We start from the raw sequence: 17,352 nt of genomic DNA, 5'->3' as shown, positions 1-17,352 counted from the left end.
AGATGCTGCTCCAGGGGAAGACCGTGATCGTCTCCGGTGTCGGAGCCGGGCTCGGTCATCAGATCGCCGCGACCGTCGTACGGGACGGGGGCAACGCGGTCCTCGGCGCCCGCACCGAGGCCAATCTCGCCAAGTCGGCGCGCGAGATGGACCCCGAGGGCTCACGCACCGCGCACCGCGCCACGGACATCACCGACGAGGCCCAGTGCGACGCGCTCGCGGCGCTCGCGCTGGAGCGTTTCGGGCGGATCGACGCGGTCGTCCATGTCGCCGCCTGGGACAGCTACTTCGGCGGGCTCGCGGACGCCGACTTCGAGACCTGGCGGGGGGTCATCGACGTGAATCTGCTGGGCACGCTGCGGATGACCCGGGCCTGTCTGCCGGGGCTGAAGCAGCGCGGCGGCTCGGTCGTCATCATCGGGACGCAGTCGGCGGTCGCCGCGCCCTCACAGGTGTGGCAGGCGGCGTACGCGGCGTCCAAGGGCGCGCTGACCTCGGCGATGTACTCGCTGGCGCGCGAGCTCGGCCCCGACCGGATCCGGGTCAACACGGTGCTGCCCGGCTGGATGTGGGGGCCGCCCGTGCAGGCGTACGTCCAGTTCACCGCGCACACGGAGGGGGTGCCGGAGGACGAGGTTCTCGCACGGCTCACCGAGCGGATGGCGCTGCCGGAGCTGGCCACGGACGGCGATGTCGCGCAGGCAGCAGCTTTTCTCGTCTCCGACCGGGCCCGGGCGATCACGGGTCAGTCACTGCTCGTCAACGCGGGTGAACTGATGCGGTAGCCGCCCTTTTTGACCCCCCTTTTCACCCCCTCCCGAGTCACGGATGTGAATGGAGGTCATTAACTCGAACAATTTTACTTGCACTTGACCCCTCAGGTCGTTGTCGTGGCCGCGCGCATGGACACACCATGAACGGCGTTCACAAGGCGGACCCCAGGAGGGGGCACATGAACAGTCTCGACTGGACCGTGCTCACCGGATACTTCGGTGTGATGGTCGCGATCGGACTCTGGTCGCACAAGCGCGTCGACAACGTCAGCGACTTCTTCACCGCAGGCGGCAAGATGCCGTGGTGGCTGTCGGGCATCTCGCACCACATGTCCGGCTACAGCGCGGTGATGTTCACCGGATACGCGGGCATCGCCTACAAGTACGGTGTCACGTCCTTCGTGACCTGGTCCCTCCCGATCGCCATCGGCATCTTCATCGGCGCCAAGCTCTTCGCGCCGCGGCTGAACCGGCTGCGCTCCAAGCTGCATGTCGCCTCGCCGCTGGAGTATCTGAAGAACCGCTACAACCTCAAGACCCAGCAGGCACTGGCCTGGTCGGGCCTCCTGCTGAAGATCGTGGACGTGGGCGCCAAGTGGGCCGCGATCGCCACCCTGCTCTCCGTCTTCACCGGTCTCTCGCTCAACCAGGGCATCCTGATCACCGGCATCATCACCGGTGTCTACTGCACGGTCGGCGGTCTGTGGGCCGACGCCCTGACCGAGCTGGGGCAGTTCATCATCCAGCTCTTCGCCGGACTCGCGATGCTCATCGCGGTCATGGGCAAACTGGACGGCTTCAGCACCCTGTGGACCATCTGGGACGAGCCGGAGCTCCAGGGACACACGGACGCGACCGCCGGACCGTACACCGTGACGTTCCTGCTGGCGTTCCTCTTCATCAAGACCTTCGAGTACAACGGCGGCATGTGGAACCAGGCGCAGCGCTACATGGCGACCGCCAACGCCCGCGAGGCCACCCGCTCGGCGCGGCTCTCGGCGGTCCTGTGGGCCGTGTGGCCGCTGGTGCTGTTCTTCCCGATGTGGTGCGCACCGCTGCTCGTCGAGGCGAAGAAGCCGGACGCGTCCGACTCCTACGCGCTGATGACCGAGCAGTTGCTGCCCCACGGTCTGCTGGGCCTGGTCATCGTGGGCTTCTTCTCGCACACCATGGCCATGTGCTCCTCCGACGCCAACGCGATCGCCGCGGTCTTCACCCGTGACATCGCGCCGGTCATCTCCAAGAAGGCACGGAGCTGGACCGAGCGGGCCGGGCTGATCGCCGCGCGTCTGTCGACGATCTCCTTCCTGGCGCTGTCGATGGCGATCGCCACCCAGGTCAACTCGCCCACGTTCAAGGACATCATCACCGTCGTGATCAAGTGGGTGGCCGGACTGATGGGTCCGATCGCGATCCCGTTCATGCTCGGCCTGCTGCGTCCGTTCCGTAAGTCCGGACCGACCGCGGCGCTCACCAGCTGGGCGGCGGGCTTGATCGCCTTCTTCTTCCTCAACTACGAGATCGACGGCACCGCCAGGACCGATGTGGCCCTGCAGTACCAGGTCTCCGTACCGCTGGCGATCTCGCTCGTGCTCTACATCGTGATCGGCCTGGTCAAGCCGGAGGACACCCCCGAGCGCGACGCGGTCATCGCCCGGATCAACACGGACGACGACGGACCGGAGGGTTCCGGGCTCGCCACGGCGAGCGTGCCGGCGCCTGCCGAGCCGGCCGAGGCGAAGGTGCTGGGCCGCGAGGGCGCGGACGGCTGACGCGCGCCTTCGTCCCCCGTACCAGGGCCCGGCTCCCCAGGGGTGGAGCCGGGTCCTCGCGCGTCAGCTGCGGGGGTAGCGGGCCAGCCAGCCGGGCGAGGCGACCGTGGGGCCGTGCAGGGCCGGGCCCTGGGTCATCTCCATCGCGAAGTCGTCGGCGAGTTCGATGACAGTGGGGCGGCCCTCCAGCTCGGAGAGCCAGGCGGGCGGTAGGGCCGTCTCGCCGTGCAGGGCACCCAGCAGCGCGCCGGTGACGGAGCCGGTGACCTCGGAGGGACCGTCGTGGTTGACGGCGAGCCGCAGGCCGTGCCGGATGTCCTCGCCGACGAGGGCGCAGTAGACGGCGATGGCGAGGGCGTCCTCGGCTCTGTCGCCCGCGCCTATCGAGGCGATCCTGGACGGGCCCGGAATGCCCTGGCGTACGGTGCCGAGCGCCAGCTGGAGGGCGTCCGTGACGGGCTGGTGCCCGGGCCACGCGGCCAGCAGGGCGAGCGCGCGCTGCACCGAGCCGTCGAGGGTCTCGCCCCGGGCCAGTCCATGCACGATGACGGCGAACGCGCCCGCCGAGAGATACGCGGTGGGCTGGCCGTGCGTCTGCGCCGCGCACTCCACGGCCAGCTGGCACACCAGCTGCGGCTCCCAGCCCACGAGCAGCCCGAACGGCGCGGAGCGCACCAGAGCGCCCGCGTCGCACGCGGTCGGGTTCTTCGGCGCTTCGACAGTGCCCATCGTCTCGTCGCCCAGCCCGACGAGGCAGGCCCTGGGGGCGTTGCGGCGGGTGTAGAGCCACTCCTCGCGGGCCAGCCAGCCGTCGTCCTTGCGGCGTTCGTCGGGACCCCAGTCGCGCTGGGTGGCGGCCCATCTCAGATAGGCGCGGTGCACATCGGTGGGCGGATGCCAGGCGCCGGTGTCACGGCGGACCTGGGCGCGTATGAGCCCGTCGACGGTGAACAGCGTCAGCTGGGTGGCGGCGGTGACGGCGCCGCGCCGGCCGTGCGCGGGCACGAGGTCGGCGATGCCCTCGGGGCCGTGGTCCGCCCGTATCTCCTCCAGGGTCAGCGCCGAGACCCCGGCGCCGAGCGCGTCGCCGATGGCGCCGCCGAGCAGGGCACCGCGCACCCGGGCGCGGAAGTCCTGCTGCTCGGCCCGGCCCCACACGGCAGTAGCTGCTGCGCTCACCCCGCGCCCTCCCTGGACGTCGAACATATGCCTGGCGCAGCACTTTAATCGAACGAGAGTGGGGGGTGGGGGCGTGGAGTTTCCCCCACCCCGCCCTCCCCCAGACTCCGTCCGGGGGGACCCCCAACCTCCGGCGCCCGCTTCGCGGCGCGAAGGGGGCTTCGCCCCCGAACCCCGGTATGCGGCCTTCGGCCGCATGTCCTCAAACGCCGGACGGGCTGAAATGTGCGGCCGAGCCGCACAATCAGCCCCGCCGGGGGAGACTGAGGTGCCCTATTCCTCTCCGCCCCCGGCGAGACCCCGTACCTCCGCATCCAGCTCCCCCAGATCCTCGCCCAGCTCCCCGTACCGGTCGAGATCGGCTCGCGCCTGCGCCGCCCGCCCCATCGCCAGCCGGACCGAAGCCCGCCGCCCGTAGGCCCAGCCGTACCCCGGGTCGACCGCGATCGCCCGGTCCAGTTCGGCCAGGGCCTCCTCGTGACGCCCCAGGTCCTGCATGGCCGCACCGCGCTCGGCCGCGATCCATGCCTTGTCCGGCTGGAGTTCCGCGGCTCGCGCCAGATCGGCCAGCGCCTCCTCGAAGCGGCCGAGGCTCCGCAGCGCCTGGCCGCGGCTGCCGATGATCCAGCCGTCGTCGGGGCGGAGGTCGTCCGCCCGGTCGTAGTCCGCGATCGCTTCCTCGTACCGCCCGGCGCGGCGATGCGCCTCGCCCCGCAGGGTCAGATGGACCGCCGTGTCCGACCCGCACGCCACCGCCGCATCGAGGTCCGAGAGTTCACCGTCGAGATCTCCGAGCGCCCGCCGCACGCCCGCCCGCACGGTCAGCGCGACGGCCGACTCGGGATCGAGTTCCAGCGCCCTGTCCAGGTCCGCCAGCGCCTCCTCGTGCCGGCCGAGCCGCTCGTGCACCCCGCCCCGGGAGGCCAGCGCATGGCTGTACTCCGGGTCGTGGGCGAGCGCCCGGCCGTAGTCGGCGAGCGCCGCTTCGTACCGCTCGGCCTGCTGATGGGCGAACCCGCGGTTGACCAGCGCCCACGCCTTCGGCTCCGCGTGCTCCACGAGCCGGTCGAGATCGGCGAACTCCCGTACCTTGTCGCCCCGTTCACGATGGATCTCCGCCCGCCTGATCAGCGCCCAGACATAGGCGGGTTTCAGCTCCAGCGCCTCGTCCAGGTCGGCCAGCGCCTCGTCCGTCCTGCCCAGCGCCTGCTTCGCCATGGCGCGGCTGCCCAGCGCCCAGGCATACGCCGGGTCGAGCGCGAACGCCCGGTCGAACTCCGCGACCGCCTCCTCCAGCCGCCCGTCGTGCCGCAGGATCTCCCCTCGCTCACCCACGATCCACGGGTTGTCCGGGTCGAGCTGCTCCGCCCGGCCGATGTCCGCCAGGGCGCCGTCGACATCGCCGAGCGCGCGCCGGACCTGGGACCTGCGCATCAGCGACCACACATGGCCGGGCCTGGCCTCGATGACCTGGTCCAGATCGGCCAGCGCCTCCTCGCTGCGCCCCAGCAGGTGCTTGGTCTGGGCGCCGCTGGAGCGGGACCAGATGTCGGCCGGGTCGAGTTCGAGGGCCCGCCCGAACTCCGCGAGGGACTCCTCGAACCGTCCCGTCAGGCGGTGCGTCTCCCCCAGTCCGTAGTGCGCGCGTGTGCAGTCGTCGTCCAGGGTGAGCGCCCTGCGGTAATCGCGCAGCGCCTGCTCGTACTCGCCCAGATTGCGGTGGTCACGGCCGCGGACGACGAGGGCCCTCACTCGTGCCTCGTGGGCCAGTTCGCCACGGGCGAGGATCAGCTCCAACACCGTGGTGCATCTGCGCTGTTCGTCCTCCAGCGCGGCGAGCGCGTCCCTGCCCAGTGTCCGCAGCAGTTCGATGTCACCGTCGGCGCCCGCGTCCGCGACGGCCCGCGCCCAGTGCCGGGCCGCGCCGATGCCCGCGTCGCACGCGTCGATGCCGTCCCGCAGTACCTCCGGCAGTTCTGTGCGCGGCCGGGCGCACAGCAGGTGGTACGTCTCCTCGGCGCGCAGCTCGCGCCACGCGTCCTGCCCCCACCGGTGCTCCTCGTCGAGGCCCTCCCCGGCCTCGGCCCGCCATCCGGCGAACGCCTGGGCCAGTCGGTCGTGGCCGGCCCGCCAGCGCTCCGGTGAGCTGTTGCGCCGCAGCCGCAGCATCGGGTCCCGTACGACGTCGTGGTACTGGGCCCGGCCCCCTCGATTGCTCACGAACGGCAGTGCGCACAGCCAGCCGAACAGCCCCTCCCCGTCCCCCTCGACTGCCGCCCGGAACACATCCTCGTTCAGTCGGCGCGGCAGAGCGCCGTCCAGCGCGGCCGAGCGGCGGACCGGGTCCTGCTCCCACTTCAGGAAGCGTTCCACGGCGGTGGCGCAGGGGTCGTCGACCGCTCCCGGATTCTCGGCCAGCGTCGAGACCAGGACGGGCAGCCGGCCGGAGAGCTTGAGCACCTCTCGTACCACTTCCTCGTCCTGCACCCCCTTGGACGCGAGAAACTGGCGGGCCTCCGACTCGGTGAAGGGTGAGAGCGGGAGGTCGGTCACGAAACCGGCGTAGTCCGCCCAGCAGTTGGGGTCGAGCGGCCGCTGCCCGGAGAGGGTGACGACCACCTGCGGGGGGAGCAGGCCATGGCGCCTGCTGGTGATCAGATCGCGCAGCCAGAAGTCGAGGAAGGGTCCGGTGCGTTCGTACGTGTCGAAGAACAGCGCGATCCACGGGACGTGTGCCGCGACCCGGTTCAGCTCGGACACCAGCACCGGAGTGAGAGCACCGATCGGGTCGAGTACGAGCTGTACGTCCTCCTGCTTGCCGAAGTGGGCGCTGAGGAGGGCCTTCACGGTGGTGGCGCCACGGGCGACCTGGGCCGGGTCGACGGCTCCGGCGATGGCGCCGACGCCCGGGACCAGGCCGAGGCCGAACAGTCCGGCCTGGGCGACGGCGAGCGACCCTGCGGTGGGGCCTGCCGTCGAGCTTGTCGTGGACCCTGCCGTGGGGCCGGCTTCCTGCTGCGGACCGGGGCCCGCGGCCGCCGCCGCGGCGGCCGACTCCGCCTCGTAACGGCGCTGGCGGTAGGTCGCCAGCGCCTTGTCCAGTGCCTTGAGCGGATGCCCCTGCTGGGCGAACTGCGCGCAGAGCCCCTCCATCGCCTCCGGCACGCTGTTCACGGACTCGTCGAGGACGGCGGTGAGGGCGTCGCGTCCGCGCGCGGCCTGGGTGAGTTCGCGTACGAGGGAGCTCTTGCCGACGCCCGCATTGCCGTGGATGTGGAAGATGAAGCGATGCCGCGGATCGCTCACGGGTACGTCGAAGTTCGCGCGGAACGCGTCCAGTTCATCGCGGCGTCCCACAAAGCTCGCGCGCCTGGCGATGTCCAGCAGCTCCTGCATGGACAGGCGCGCGGCTCCTCCAGCACTCATGCGATCAGTCTGGCAGCAGCGGCAGCAGCTCGGGCAGATGTCCGTCGGACGCGGTCGCGGCCCGCATGCGCTCATCCGGCACGTCTCCGTACAGCGTCGTACGCGGCTTCGCCGGCCGCCCTGCCGCCTCGGCGATGGCGACGAGGTCCTTGATGGAGCGGTACGAGCCGTAACTGGAGCCCGCCATACGGGAGATGGTCTCCTCCATCAGCGTGCCGCCGAGGTCGTTGGCCCCGGAGCGGAGCATCTCGGCCGCGCCCTCGGCACCGAGCTTCACCCAGCTGGTCTGGATGTTGGTGATGTGGGGGTGGAGCAGGAGCCGGGCCATGGCGGTGACGGCGCGGTTGTCGCGCGCGGTGGGGCCCGGCCGCGCGATCCCCGCGAGATAGACGGGCGCGTTGGTGTGGATGAAGGGCAGCGTCACGAACTCCGTGAAGCCCTGCCGCCCGGAATCCAGCGCAGACTGCTGGATACGGGTGAGGGTGCGCAGATGCCCGAGCCAGTGCCGGGGCTGGTCCACATGCCCGTACATCATGGTCGACGAGGACCGGATGCCGAGCTCATGCGCCGTGGTGACGACCTCGATCCAGGTGGCGGTGGGCAGCTTGCCCTTGGTGAGGATCCAGCGGACCTCGTCGTCCAGGATCTCCGCGGCGGTCCCGGGAATCGAGTCGAGCCCGGCTTCCTTGGCGGCGGTGAGCCACTCCCGGATCGACATCCCGGTGCGGGTCGCGCCGTTGACGACCTCCATCGGCGAGAAGGCGTGCACATGCATGCCCGGGACTCTGGCCTTCACCGCCCTGGCGATGTCGAAGTAAGCGGTGCCCGGCAGGTCGGGGTGGATGCCGCCCTGCATGCACACCTCGACGGCGCCGACCTCCCAGGCCTGCTCGGCGCGGTCGGCGACCTGGTCGAGCGAGAGCGTGTAGGCGTCGGCGTCGGTACGGCGCTGGGCGAAGGCGCAGAAGCGGCAGCCTGTGTAGCAGACGTTGGTGAAGTTGATGTTGCGCGTGACGATGTACGTGACGTCGTCGCCGACGACGGATCTGCGGAGCTCGTCAGCGATGCCCGTCAGCGCGTCCAGCGCGGGCCCGTCCGCGTGCAGGAGGGCGAGGGCTTCGTCGTCGGTGAGCCGGGTCGGATCGTCGGCGGCCTGCTTGAGGGCTGTCTTGACGTCCGCATCGATGCGGGAGGGCACCATGCCGGGCACGGCGGCCTCGCGCAGCGCCTCCCAGTCCCCGTACACCTCGTCGAAGTCATCGCGCCGGTCGGCGGTCCGGCCTTCGGTGTCGATCGTCCGGTGCAGATCGGTGCGCCCGGTGGAGGTGAAGCCTTCGTCGGGCTCCTGCCACGCGTGCCCCACGACGGGGGCGTCCGCGTTCGCCAGCCCGGTCTCCGGATCGGCGAGCGCGCGCACGTGCGGCAGCAGCCTCGGGTCGAGCCAGGGCTCACCGCGCTGCACGAACTCCGGGTAGACACACAGGCGTTCTTCGAGCCGGAAGCCCGCCGCCGCCGAACGCTCGGCCAGTTCGTCGATCTGCGGCCAGGGCCGCTCGGGGTTCACATGGTCCGGCGTCAGCGGCGAGACCCCGCCCCAGTCGTCGATGCCCGCCTCGATGAGCCGCGCATACTCGCCCGCCACCAGGTTGGGCGGCGCCTGGAGACAGGCGGAGGGACCCATGATGTGCCGGGCCACGGCGACGGTCGCGACCAGCTCGTCCAGCTCAGCGTCCGGCATCCCGCGCATCGCCGTGTCCGGCTTGGCACGGAAGTTCTGCATGATCAGTTCCTGGATGCCGTGATACGCACGGGCGACGCGCCTCAGCGCGAACAGCGAATCGGCGCGCTCCTCGTACGTCTCGCCGATCCCGATCAGCAGCCCGCTCGTGAACGGCACGGAACTGCGCCCGGCATCCTCCAGCACCCGCAGCCGGACGGCGGGCTCCTTGTCCGGCGACCCGTAGTGCGGGCCGCCCGGCTCGCTCCACAGCCGCGTCGCCGTGGTCTCCAGCATCATGCCCATGCTCGGCGCGACGGGCTTCAGCCGCTGGAAGTCGGTCCAGGTCATGACGCCCGGGTTGAGATGCGGCAGCAGCCCGGTCTCCTCCAGGATGCGGATCGCCATGGCCCGTACGTACGCGATGGTGTCGTCGTACCCCTCGGCCTCCAGCCACTCCCGCGCCTCGGGCCAGCGGTCCTCGGGCTTGTCCCCGAGGGTGATCAGCGCTTCCTTGCAGCCCAGTTCGGCCCCGCGCCGGGCGATGTCCAGGACCTCGTCGGGCGACATGAACATCCCGTGCCCGGCCCGGCGCAGCTTCCCCGGCACGGTCGCGAAGGTGCAGTAGTGGCACTTGTCCCGGCACAGCCGGGTGAGCGGAATGAACACGCTCTTCGAGTACGTGATGACGCCGGGGCGGCCCGCGGCCTCCAGCCCGGCGTCCCGCACGCGCGCGGCAGAGGCACACAGATCGACGAGGTCGTCCCCACGGGCCTGCAACAGCACGGCAGCCTCGACGACATCCAGCGCCACCCCGTCCCTGGCTCGCCTGAGGGCGCGGCGCATGGCGTTCTCGGTGGGGCGTGCGGGCCGTCCGTGCTGGTGATCCGTCATGGATCGAGCATACGAGCGCGGGCTGACAGGCCGGCTCGGGGCACAAGATCGGCCCGCGCCCGGCGTCGGGCCTCATGACGGAACTGCCCGGCCTCACGACTCGTCTTCAGCGGGAACAGGAGGGCGGTGGCTCCCGGCCACGGTGCAGTCGCCGGAACTCCGGTGAGCTTCCGCATGTCCGCCCAAATGCCCGCTTAACGCCGTTGCTTGTGAGAATCGGATCGTGCCAGCATGAGCCACATGACCAGTAACGGGGACGGCATACCGGAGCCGGAACAGCCGCTGAGGCTGACCGATTTGGCCGATGCGGAGGCTACCTCTTCTACCGGGGCGCCGGGAGCCTCCGCTGCCACAGCGGCCGACGCGGCACCCGAGACTTCTCCCGAGGATCAGCTCTCCGCAGCCCGCAGGGAGTTCGCGGTCTTGCTGGGGGAATTCCGGCGCACCGCGGTGCTGGTCCCGATCGACCCGTACGGGAGCCTGTGGACGGCGGACCAGGGCGGGGTTCGGTGGATCTGCGCGTTCTCCGACGAGGAGGCGCTGGCACAGTTTGCGCGTGCGCAGGGGGACGCCGAGCGCGAGTGGACGTACCAAACGATCCTGGGCTCACGGCTGCTGGACGTGATGGTGCCGATGCTGCCGGGACCCGGGGGCGTGGCACTCGACGCGGGCAGTGACGAGGGCATGTTGTTCCCGCCGGTCCAGGGCATCGTGCCGGACGCGGTGGCGGTCGATCTCGGGGGGACGGAATGACCGGAAGCGATCCAGATCTCGCGGCGCCGCCGTCGGCGCTGGCAGAGATCGCGAAGGGCATCAACCTCGCGCATTCCGAGTTGAAGGACCTCGGGATGATCGGCGAGGCGTCGGCCGGGCGGGGTTTCTCCGATCTGTCCCTGTCCGGAATGGAGTTGGGGCACAGCGGGCTGACGTCGGAGTTCAAGACGTTCTGCGAGCGCTGGGAATGGGGCGTTCGGGCGCTGACCATGCGAGGGAACGGCTTCGCACAGGCGGTTGGTCTGTCGGCCGGCTCGTTCGCCGAGCAGGAGCAGTACATCAAGGACTCGATCAAGATCGGCGTGAACTCCGTCAACGGGAATCCGCACTTGAGCGAGGACGAGGTCAAGGGCATGAGCTGGGACAAGATCAGCACCCAGTCCGCGTTCGACGGAGCGGACTGGAGCGCCGAGTCCTTCTCCGAGGCCCAGAAAGAGGTCAACCAGACCTGGAAGAACACCGGATACGACGTCATGGACGCGCAGATGGACTCGATGGAGCGCTCGGGAATCATCGACCCGAAGGTGCGCGAGAAGATGGACGAGCAGCTGCGCGAGACGTTCGATCCGGATCAAGCGACGATCGATCAGGCTGAACAGCCGCGGTGGGGGGAGCACGGCTGATGCCGGACTGGGGGAAGTGGGCCGACAAGGGTATCGATCTTGTCGACAAGGGCATCGACAAGGCCAAGGAAAAGGTCGGCGAGGGCGTCGACTGGGCAACGGACCAGGTCGGCGATGGCCTGGACAAGGTCGGCGCGCACGACTGGGCGGATGCCGTCGAGGACTGGGGCGACGAGACCGCCTCATCCCTGGGCGCGGAGGTCGGTGAGCAGCAGCTCGGCCAGACCGAGGAAGCAAACGAGCTGATCCACGGCAACCCCGGGAAGATCGCCGAAACGGTGAAGAACCTGCGGGACTTCCAGTCGGCGTTCGACCTGGTCGGCGGCGGGATGAAGAAGCTCGACGCCAGTCACTGGAAGGGCGAGGCGGCGGAGGCGTTCCGCGAGAAGTTCCAGACGCTGCCCACCGACTGGCTGCACGCGGCGGACGCGTTCGAGGACGCGGCGAAGGCACTGGAGACGTACTCCAAGTCGATCACCAGCGCGCAGGGCAAGGCGAAGGAAGCGATCGCCCTCTACAAGGAGGGCAACGAGTCCTCCAAGACGGCCGCGGACGCGTACAACAAGAAGGTCGACGCGTACAACGACGCCCGCAACGGCGACAACCCGCTGCCCAAGCCCGGCCCCTTCTCCGACTCCGACCCCGGCGAGGCCAAGCGGGAGCGGGCGCGGGAGATCCTCAAGGAGGCACGCCGCCACCGCAACGAAGCGGCCGAGACGGCAAAGACAGCTGTCACCGCGGCGATGGCCCACGCCCCGAAGGAACCCCACGGGCGCGAGAAGCTCAAGCTCGAAGCCATGGACTACGCCATGGGCCAGGGCTTCGAACTGGCACACTTCGGCGGCGGCGTCGTCAAGGGCACGGCGGGCCTGCTCAACTTCGTCCGCACGGTCAACCCGATCGACCCTTACAACCTGACCCACCCGGCCGAGTACTACAAGGGCCTGAACATGACGCTGGCAGGGCTGGCGTCCACGGCGGCCAACCCGGACCGCGCGCTGAAGAACGCGTGGGATGCGGCGAAGGGGGATCCGTCGGAGTTCCTCGGCCGACTGGTTCCCGAACTCATCGGCACCAAGGGCGCGGGCGGCCTCAAGGGGCTGCTGCGCTCCGGCGCAAAGCATGGCATTGAGGAAGGCGCGGAGTCGGCCGCTCGTAAGGGCGTCGACGATCCCGCCAAGCCTTCCCGCACCACGGAGGCTGTCGAAAGCGGGAAGACCGACCCGATTGACCTCGCCACCGGTGCGATGTACCTGTCACAGGCGGACGTCGCGCTGCCTGGCACGCTCCCGCTGGTGTTCCTCCGTCGAGTGGCCTCGGACTACCGGGCAGGGCGCTGGTTCGGCCCTTCCTGGTCGTCGACTGCCGACCAGCGCCTGGAAATCGACTCCGAGGGCGTTGTGTTTGTCTGCGAGGACGGCCTACTGCTGGCCTACCCTCACCCGGCTCCCGGCGTCCCGGTAATGCCGAGTCACGGCCCGCGCTGGCCTCTGGACCGTGACACCGACGGGGACTACACAGTGACCGACCCCGACACCGGTCACATCTGGCACTTCACCACACACACGGCCGAACTGGCCCTGCTTGCCCAGATCGACGACCGCAACGGCAACTGGATCACCTTTGAGTACGACGAGATGGGCACGCCGACCAGCATCGTTCACTGTGGCGGCTACCACCTGAAGCTCACCACCGACCAGGGTCGCGTCACTGCCCTCCACCTGGCCGATGCAGCGCCGGACGGCACCGACCAGGAGATCCTGCGCTACGGATACGCCGACAGCCAACTCGTCGAGGTCATCAACTCCTCAGGCCTGCCACTCAAGTTCGGGTACGACGAGCGAGCCCGGGTCACGTCCTGGACCGACACCAACGGCAGCCGCTACGAGTACACCTACGACGACCGCGACCGGTGCATCGCCGAGGGAGGCGCCGAGGGCCACATGGCTCTGCGGGTCGACTATGACGGCATCGACCCCGAAACCGGTCTGCGGGTCACCACCACGACCACCACCAGCGGTGCCACCCACCGCTACGTGATCAACGATGCCCATCAGGTCATCTCGGAGATCGACGCACTGGGAGCCGTCACCCGCTACGAGCGGGATCGCCATAACCGTCTCCTGTCGCACACCGACGCACTTGGACGCAGCACGCGGTTCGGGTATGACGAGAAGGGTCGGCTGACAACAGTGGTCCGCCCGGACGGGCGAGAGGTGTACGCCGAATACAACGAGCTTGGCCTCCCGGTACGAGTAACCAACCCCGACCGAACATCGGTGCGCCAGGAATTCGACGAGCGGGGCAACCGCACCGCCGTCACCGAGCCAGCGGGTGCCACCACGCGCTACACCTACGACGTGTACGGGCAAGCGACCTCAGTCACTGATGCCCTGGGTAACACCACCCGCATCCACAGCAACCGGGCCGGCCTCCCCGTCCAGATCACCGACCCCCTCGGCGCAGCGATTCGCTTCGACCGCGACCCCTTCGGCCGCACTGTCACCATCACCGATCCACTGGGCGCCGTTACCCGCCTGGAATGGACGCCGGAAGGCAAACTTGCGCGCCGTGTGGAGACCGACGGTACCGAGCAGTTGTGGACCTACGACGGCGAGGGCAACTGCGTCACCCACACCGACGCCATGGGCGCGGTTTCGCGTTCCGAGTACACCCATTTCGATCTACTGAAGGCACGGACTGGTGCCGACGGTGTGCGCTACGAGTTCCAGCACGACACAGAGTTGCGCCTGACCCAGGTGCTCAACCCCCATGGACTAGCCTGGAACTACGAGTACGACGCGACAGGCGGCCTAGCATCTGAAAGCGACTTCGACGACCGCACCGTCACCTACGTGCACGATGCGACGGGCCGCCTCATTTCCCGAACCGATGCTGTGGGACAGACCGTCCGCTACGGGCGGGACGAATTGGGCAGAATCGTCACCAAAGAGACGGAAGTCGGCGTAACCACCTTCACGTATGACTTCTCCGACCAGCTCGCCCAGGCAACCGGACCAGATGCGACGATCATCTACCTACGCGACCGTTTCGGACGCCTCAAGTCCGAGATCGTAAACGGGCGCACGCTCACCTTCGACTACGACCCCCTCGGCCGGCGCATCTCCCGCACGACGCCGTCGGGCGCAGTGAGCACTTGGACGTATGACGCTGCAGGCCGATGCGTGAGTCTGACAACATCAGGCCGAACCCTCACTTTCCAACGGGATGCACTGGGTCAGGAGCTCACTCGCCACGTCGGTGAAACGATTACGCTCGCGTCCGCCTACGACACGCTCGGCCGCCTCACCGACCAAAACGTCACCAGCGCGGGCCGAAGCATCCAGCGCCGCGGCTACACATACCGCACCGACGGCAACCTCATAGGCATCGACGACCAGCTCTCCGGCAGCCGTCGCTTCGACCTGGACGCGGCTGGACGCGTTACTGCAGTCCGCGCTCGCGGCTGGACAGAGCGATATGCATACGATGACGCGGGCAACCAGACCGAAGCTTCCTGGCCCATGTCCCACCCCGGCCAGGAAGCGACGGGGCCCCGCATCTACACCGGAACCACCATCACCCGAGCCGGAAACGTCCGCTACGAACACGACGGGCTCGGGCGCATCACCCTGCGACAGAAGAGCCGACTCTCCCGAAAGCCAGACACCTGGCGGTATGAATGGGATGCGGAGAACCACCTCATCGGGGTAACCACGCCCGACGGTTCACGCTGGCGCTATCTCTACGATCCACTTGGCCGCCGCACCGCCAAGCAGCGTCTCGCCTCAGACGCCGAAACGATCCTGGAGCAGGTCGACTTCGTATGGGACAGCGCCCTCCTGTGCGAACAGACTGCTATGTCTAGGGAGTTGCCGAATCCGATTACTCTCACTTGGGACTACCAGGGCTTGTGCCCCGTTGCCCAAACCGAAAGCATCACAGTCGCAGGCGCTCCACAAATGGAGATCGACCAGCGATTCTTCGCCATCGTCACCGATCTGATCGGCAGCCCAAGCGAGCTAATCGACGAGCAAGGCGACATCGCCTGGCGCACCCGTACCACCCTCTGGGGTAGCACCACATGGAATGTGGATGCGACAGCACACACACCTCTACGCTTTCCGGGCCAGTACTTCGATCCCGAGTCGGGGCTCCACTACAACTTCCATCGCCACTACGACCCAGAGACCGCCCGTTACCTTTCCAACGACCCAGTTGGTCTGGTAGCGGCCCCAAACCCTGTCGCATACGTCCCCAACCCGCATACTTGGTCTGATTCCCATGGTCTCGCACCAGATTGCAGCCCAGCGAGGCAGGATGTGCACCGCGGTGAATCCCAGAATCGCCCTGGAGGGCAGCACGGTCCGGCCGTGAGCGTCGATCAACTCAAAATGGAATTGGGCCGAGCCGGAATGTCTGCGTCTCGCTACGATATCGTTCACGTTCCCGAGATCCGAACTCCCGACGGGGTCGCCTTCGGGAACAGTCCGCACACAATGGATGGCTACCCAATGGTCGGGCCGCGCGGACTTCCACTGATTGAGATCTCCGACATTGGCTTGCGGGACTTGGATGAGGCAGTCGCGACGATAAATCACGAGGTATATCATCATCGACATTTTGAGTTGACTAGAAAGTCGGCAAATCCGTGGGGCGGATCGGAAGAAGCGGCTGAAGCCTACGGTCAACAAATGCTCGAGCAATTCAGACGAGAGAGAGGATAGGTGTTCTGCGGGATGCAAGAGTTCAGCAGAGAGCAAGCGCAGAAGTTGGTTGCAGGTCCCCGATTCACGGATGATCAGACAGAACGTGTTTGCCCGGCGTGTGGCCATCGGTCTGTTCGCATGTACATTTATCGCCCGAATATGGAGGGCAGGCCTTCGCGGATCACGTACGCATGGTGTGCCTCGTGCAGGCGGTTTAAGGGGTGGACCGGGCCAGACAACGACGGTCTCGAATTCTCCGATCCGCTGAGCGAACTCTCCGCGAGCGAGCGCCGGGGACTGCAGCAGGACTTCGATTCCTTTCTGCGCCGATTGGACGAGTTGTGGGACGCTGGAGAACTTCCGCAGAGTTTCGTGAAGCGGTAGGAACCAGAAATGGAATTGATTGCTGCGTCAGGCGCTCCTACCCCTGGTCGGGGCACGGGACGTATGAAGCCGGATCGCACTTCAGGCCAGAGGAGTACGAGCATGGCCGAGGCTGGCAGGATTCAGATCCATTCCGTCGAAGAGGCGACCGAGTCCGGAGGAATCTGCATCGCACGGTGCGTCGCTGGGGTTGCACGAGTCGGACAGGGTTACACAGTGGAGTGCGACTCGCGAACCAACCTCCCCGACCTGCGAGTCACTTTGGATCAAATCGAGCGGTATAGCGGCATATTTGTGGAGTCTTTCGATCCTCCGCATGCAGCGAGAATTCACCTCTCAGGAGAATCCGTCGGAGCACTGAGCAGAGGATCCACTATCGTTTCCTCGGCGTCAGGTACGTACACTTCGCAGTAACCGCCAAATCCACTCACCACAGCGCCAGTTCGGCCCAGACTCTTTTGCCGACGACGCGGTGGGCCGTGGCCCCACGCCTCGTGGCGAGCGCGTCGTCAGGTCCTGTTCGCGGCGCCGCGGGACCATCAGTTTCCCGAAGCGGGACGGGGTTGGGACTGGGCTCACATGGATGAGGGCGGGATTTCGATTCGTCTTAGAACCTGACAGAGGGAGCGACCCCCGTGATCAGCCTGAGATTTTCCGTGCGGCCCGGTCAAGGCGGCCCCAGTGGGTTCGACCTCGGCGACATGGAGGTCTCCGGTGATCTGGACCGAGTTGGTTCACGAGGCCGCACGCCGGACCAGGGCATGATGATCTATCTTTCCGTATCCCTACTCCTCGACACACTTCGCCTTTTCCTGGAAGGGAGTCAGGGCGTATTCAGCTACACGGGAGCCGACACATCATTCAGCATCCGCGTCCGCCGACTCAAGAAGGATGGGCTTTCCGTTTCCGTCAATAAGGAATCCGTAGCCAAAGTCAGTCAAGTCGAATTGCGCAACGCAGCACTTGCCGCTGCGGAAGAATTCTTGGTAAAGGTAATGAGCCTTCCCGAAACCGACGTTGCCAGGATCGACTACCTCGGCGCGCTCGAAAGATTCCGCCCTCTGGGCGGCAGTTCGGCACATCCTTAGCCTCGAAATTTCG

At 67.9% G+C, this 17,352-nt stretch carries 9 protein-coding genes; 6 read left to right on the top strand and 3 right to left on the bottom strand.

What is annotated here, in order from left to right; translation table 11 throughout:
- Nucleotides 1–2 precede the first annotated feature (2 nt).
- Both OHA61_RS21925 and OHA61_RS21920 read left to right on the top strand, forming a co-directional pair.
- Nucleotides 3–785: an SDR family oxidoreductase gene (locus tag OHA61_RS21925; protein WP_406304454.1), complete on the top strand. Its 783-nt coding sequence runs from the start codon at nucleotides 3–5 to the stop codon at nucleotides 783–785.
- 167 nt (nucleotides 786–952) lie between these two features.
- Nucleotides 953–2,545, top strand: a complete 1,593-nt coding sequence (locus OHA61_RS21920) for a sodium:solute symporter family protein (protein ID WP_389371738.1) — start codon at nucleotides 953–955, stop codon at nucleotides 2,543–2,545.
- A 63-nt stretch (nucleotides 2,546–2,608) separates the two neighbouring features.
- Here the strand turns inward: OHA61_RS21920 and OHA61_RS21915 are convergent, their stop codons facing one another.
- The 3 genes from OHA61_RS21915 to OHA61_RS21905 form a co-directional block, all read right to left on the bottom strand.
- Nucleotides 2,609–3,724, bottom strand: a complete 1,116-nt coding sequence (locus OHA61_RS21915; protein WP_406304453.1) for an ADP-ribosylglycohydrolase family protein — start codon at nucleotides 3,722–3,724, stop codon at nucleotides 2,609–2,611.
- A 273-nt stretch (nucleotides 3,725–3,997) separates the two neighbouring features.
- Entirely contained in the window at nucleotides 3,998–7,150 is a 3,153-nt protein-coding gene (locus OHA61_RS21910) for a tetratricopeptide repeat protein (protein ID WP_406304452.1), read from the bottom strand.
- A gap of 4 nt (nucleotides 7,151–7,154) precedes the next feature.
- On the bottom strand, nucleotides 7,155–9,761 hold the full coding sequence (locus tag OHA61_RS21905; protein WP_406304451.1) for a bifunctional FO biosynthesis protein CofGH: 2,607 nt from the start codon (nucleotides 9,759–9,761) through the stop codon (nucleotides 7,155–7,157).
- A gap of 240 nt (nucleotides 9,762–10,001) precedes the next feature.
- Here OHA61_RS21905 and OHA61_RS21900 point away from each other — a divergent pair, with 240 nt between their 5' ends.
- The 4 genes from OHA61_RS21900 (at nucleotide 10,002) to OHA61_RS21885 (ending at nucleotide 17,339) form a co-directional block, all read left to right on the top strand.
- A complete protein-coding gene (locus tag OHA61_RS21900) occupies nucleotides 10,002–10,514 on the top strand; it encodes an SseB family protein (RefSeq protein ID WP_406304450.1) in 513 nt (170 codons plus the stop codon).
- Nucleotides 10,511–11,158: a hypothetical protein gene (locus OHA61_RS21895; RefSeq protein WP_406304449.1), complete on the top strand. Its 648-nt coding sequence runs from the start codon at nucleotides 10,511–10,513 to the stop codon at nucleotides 11,156–11,158. Before OHA61_RS21900 ends, OHA61_RS21895 begins: the two co-directional genes overlap by 4 nt.
- Nucleotides 11,158–15,885, top strand: a complete 4,728-nt coding sequence (locus OHA61_RS21890) for a putative T7SS-secreted protein (RefSeq protein ID WP_406304448.1) — start codon at nucleotides 11,158–11,160, stop codon at nucleotides 15,883–15,885. Before OHA61_RS21895 ends, OHA61_RS21890 begins: the two co-directional genes overlap by 1 nt.
- Nucleotides 15,886–16,886: 1,001 nt before the next feature.
- The gene (locus tag OHA61_RS21885; RefSeq protein WP_406304447.1) at nucleotides 16,887–17,339 is read left to right on the top strand and encodes a hypothetical protein; all 453 of its coding nucleotides are present in this window, start codon (nucleotides 16,887–16,889) and stop codon (nucleotides 17,337–17,339) included.
- Nucleotides 17,340–17,352: the final 13 nt, after the last annotated feature.

It is taken from the genome of Streptomyces sp. NBC_00885, from assembly GCF_045207475.1.
In the GTDB taxonomy this organism is placed as follows: Bacteria; Actinomycetota; Actinomycetes; order Streptomycetales; family Streptomycetaceae; genus Streptomyces.
This window is presented reverse-complemented; position numbering and strand designations above follow the sequence as displayed.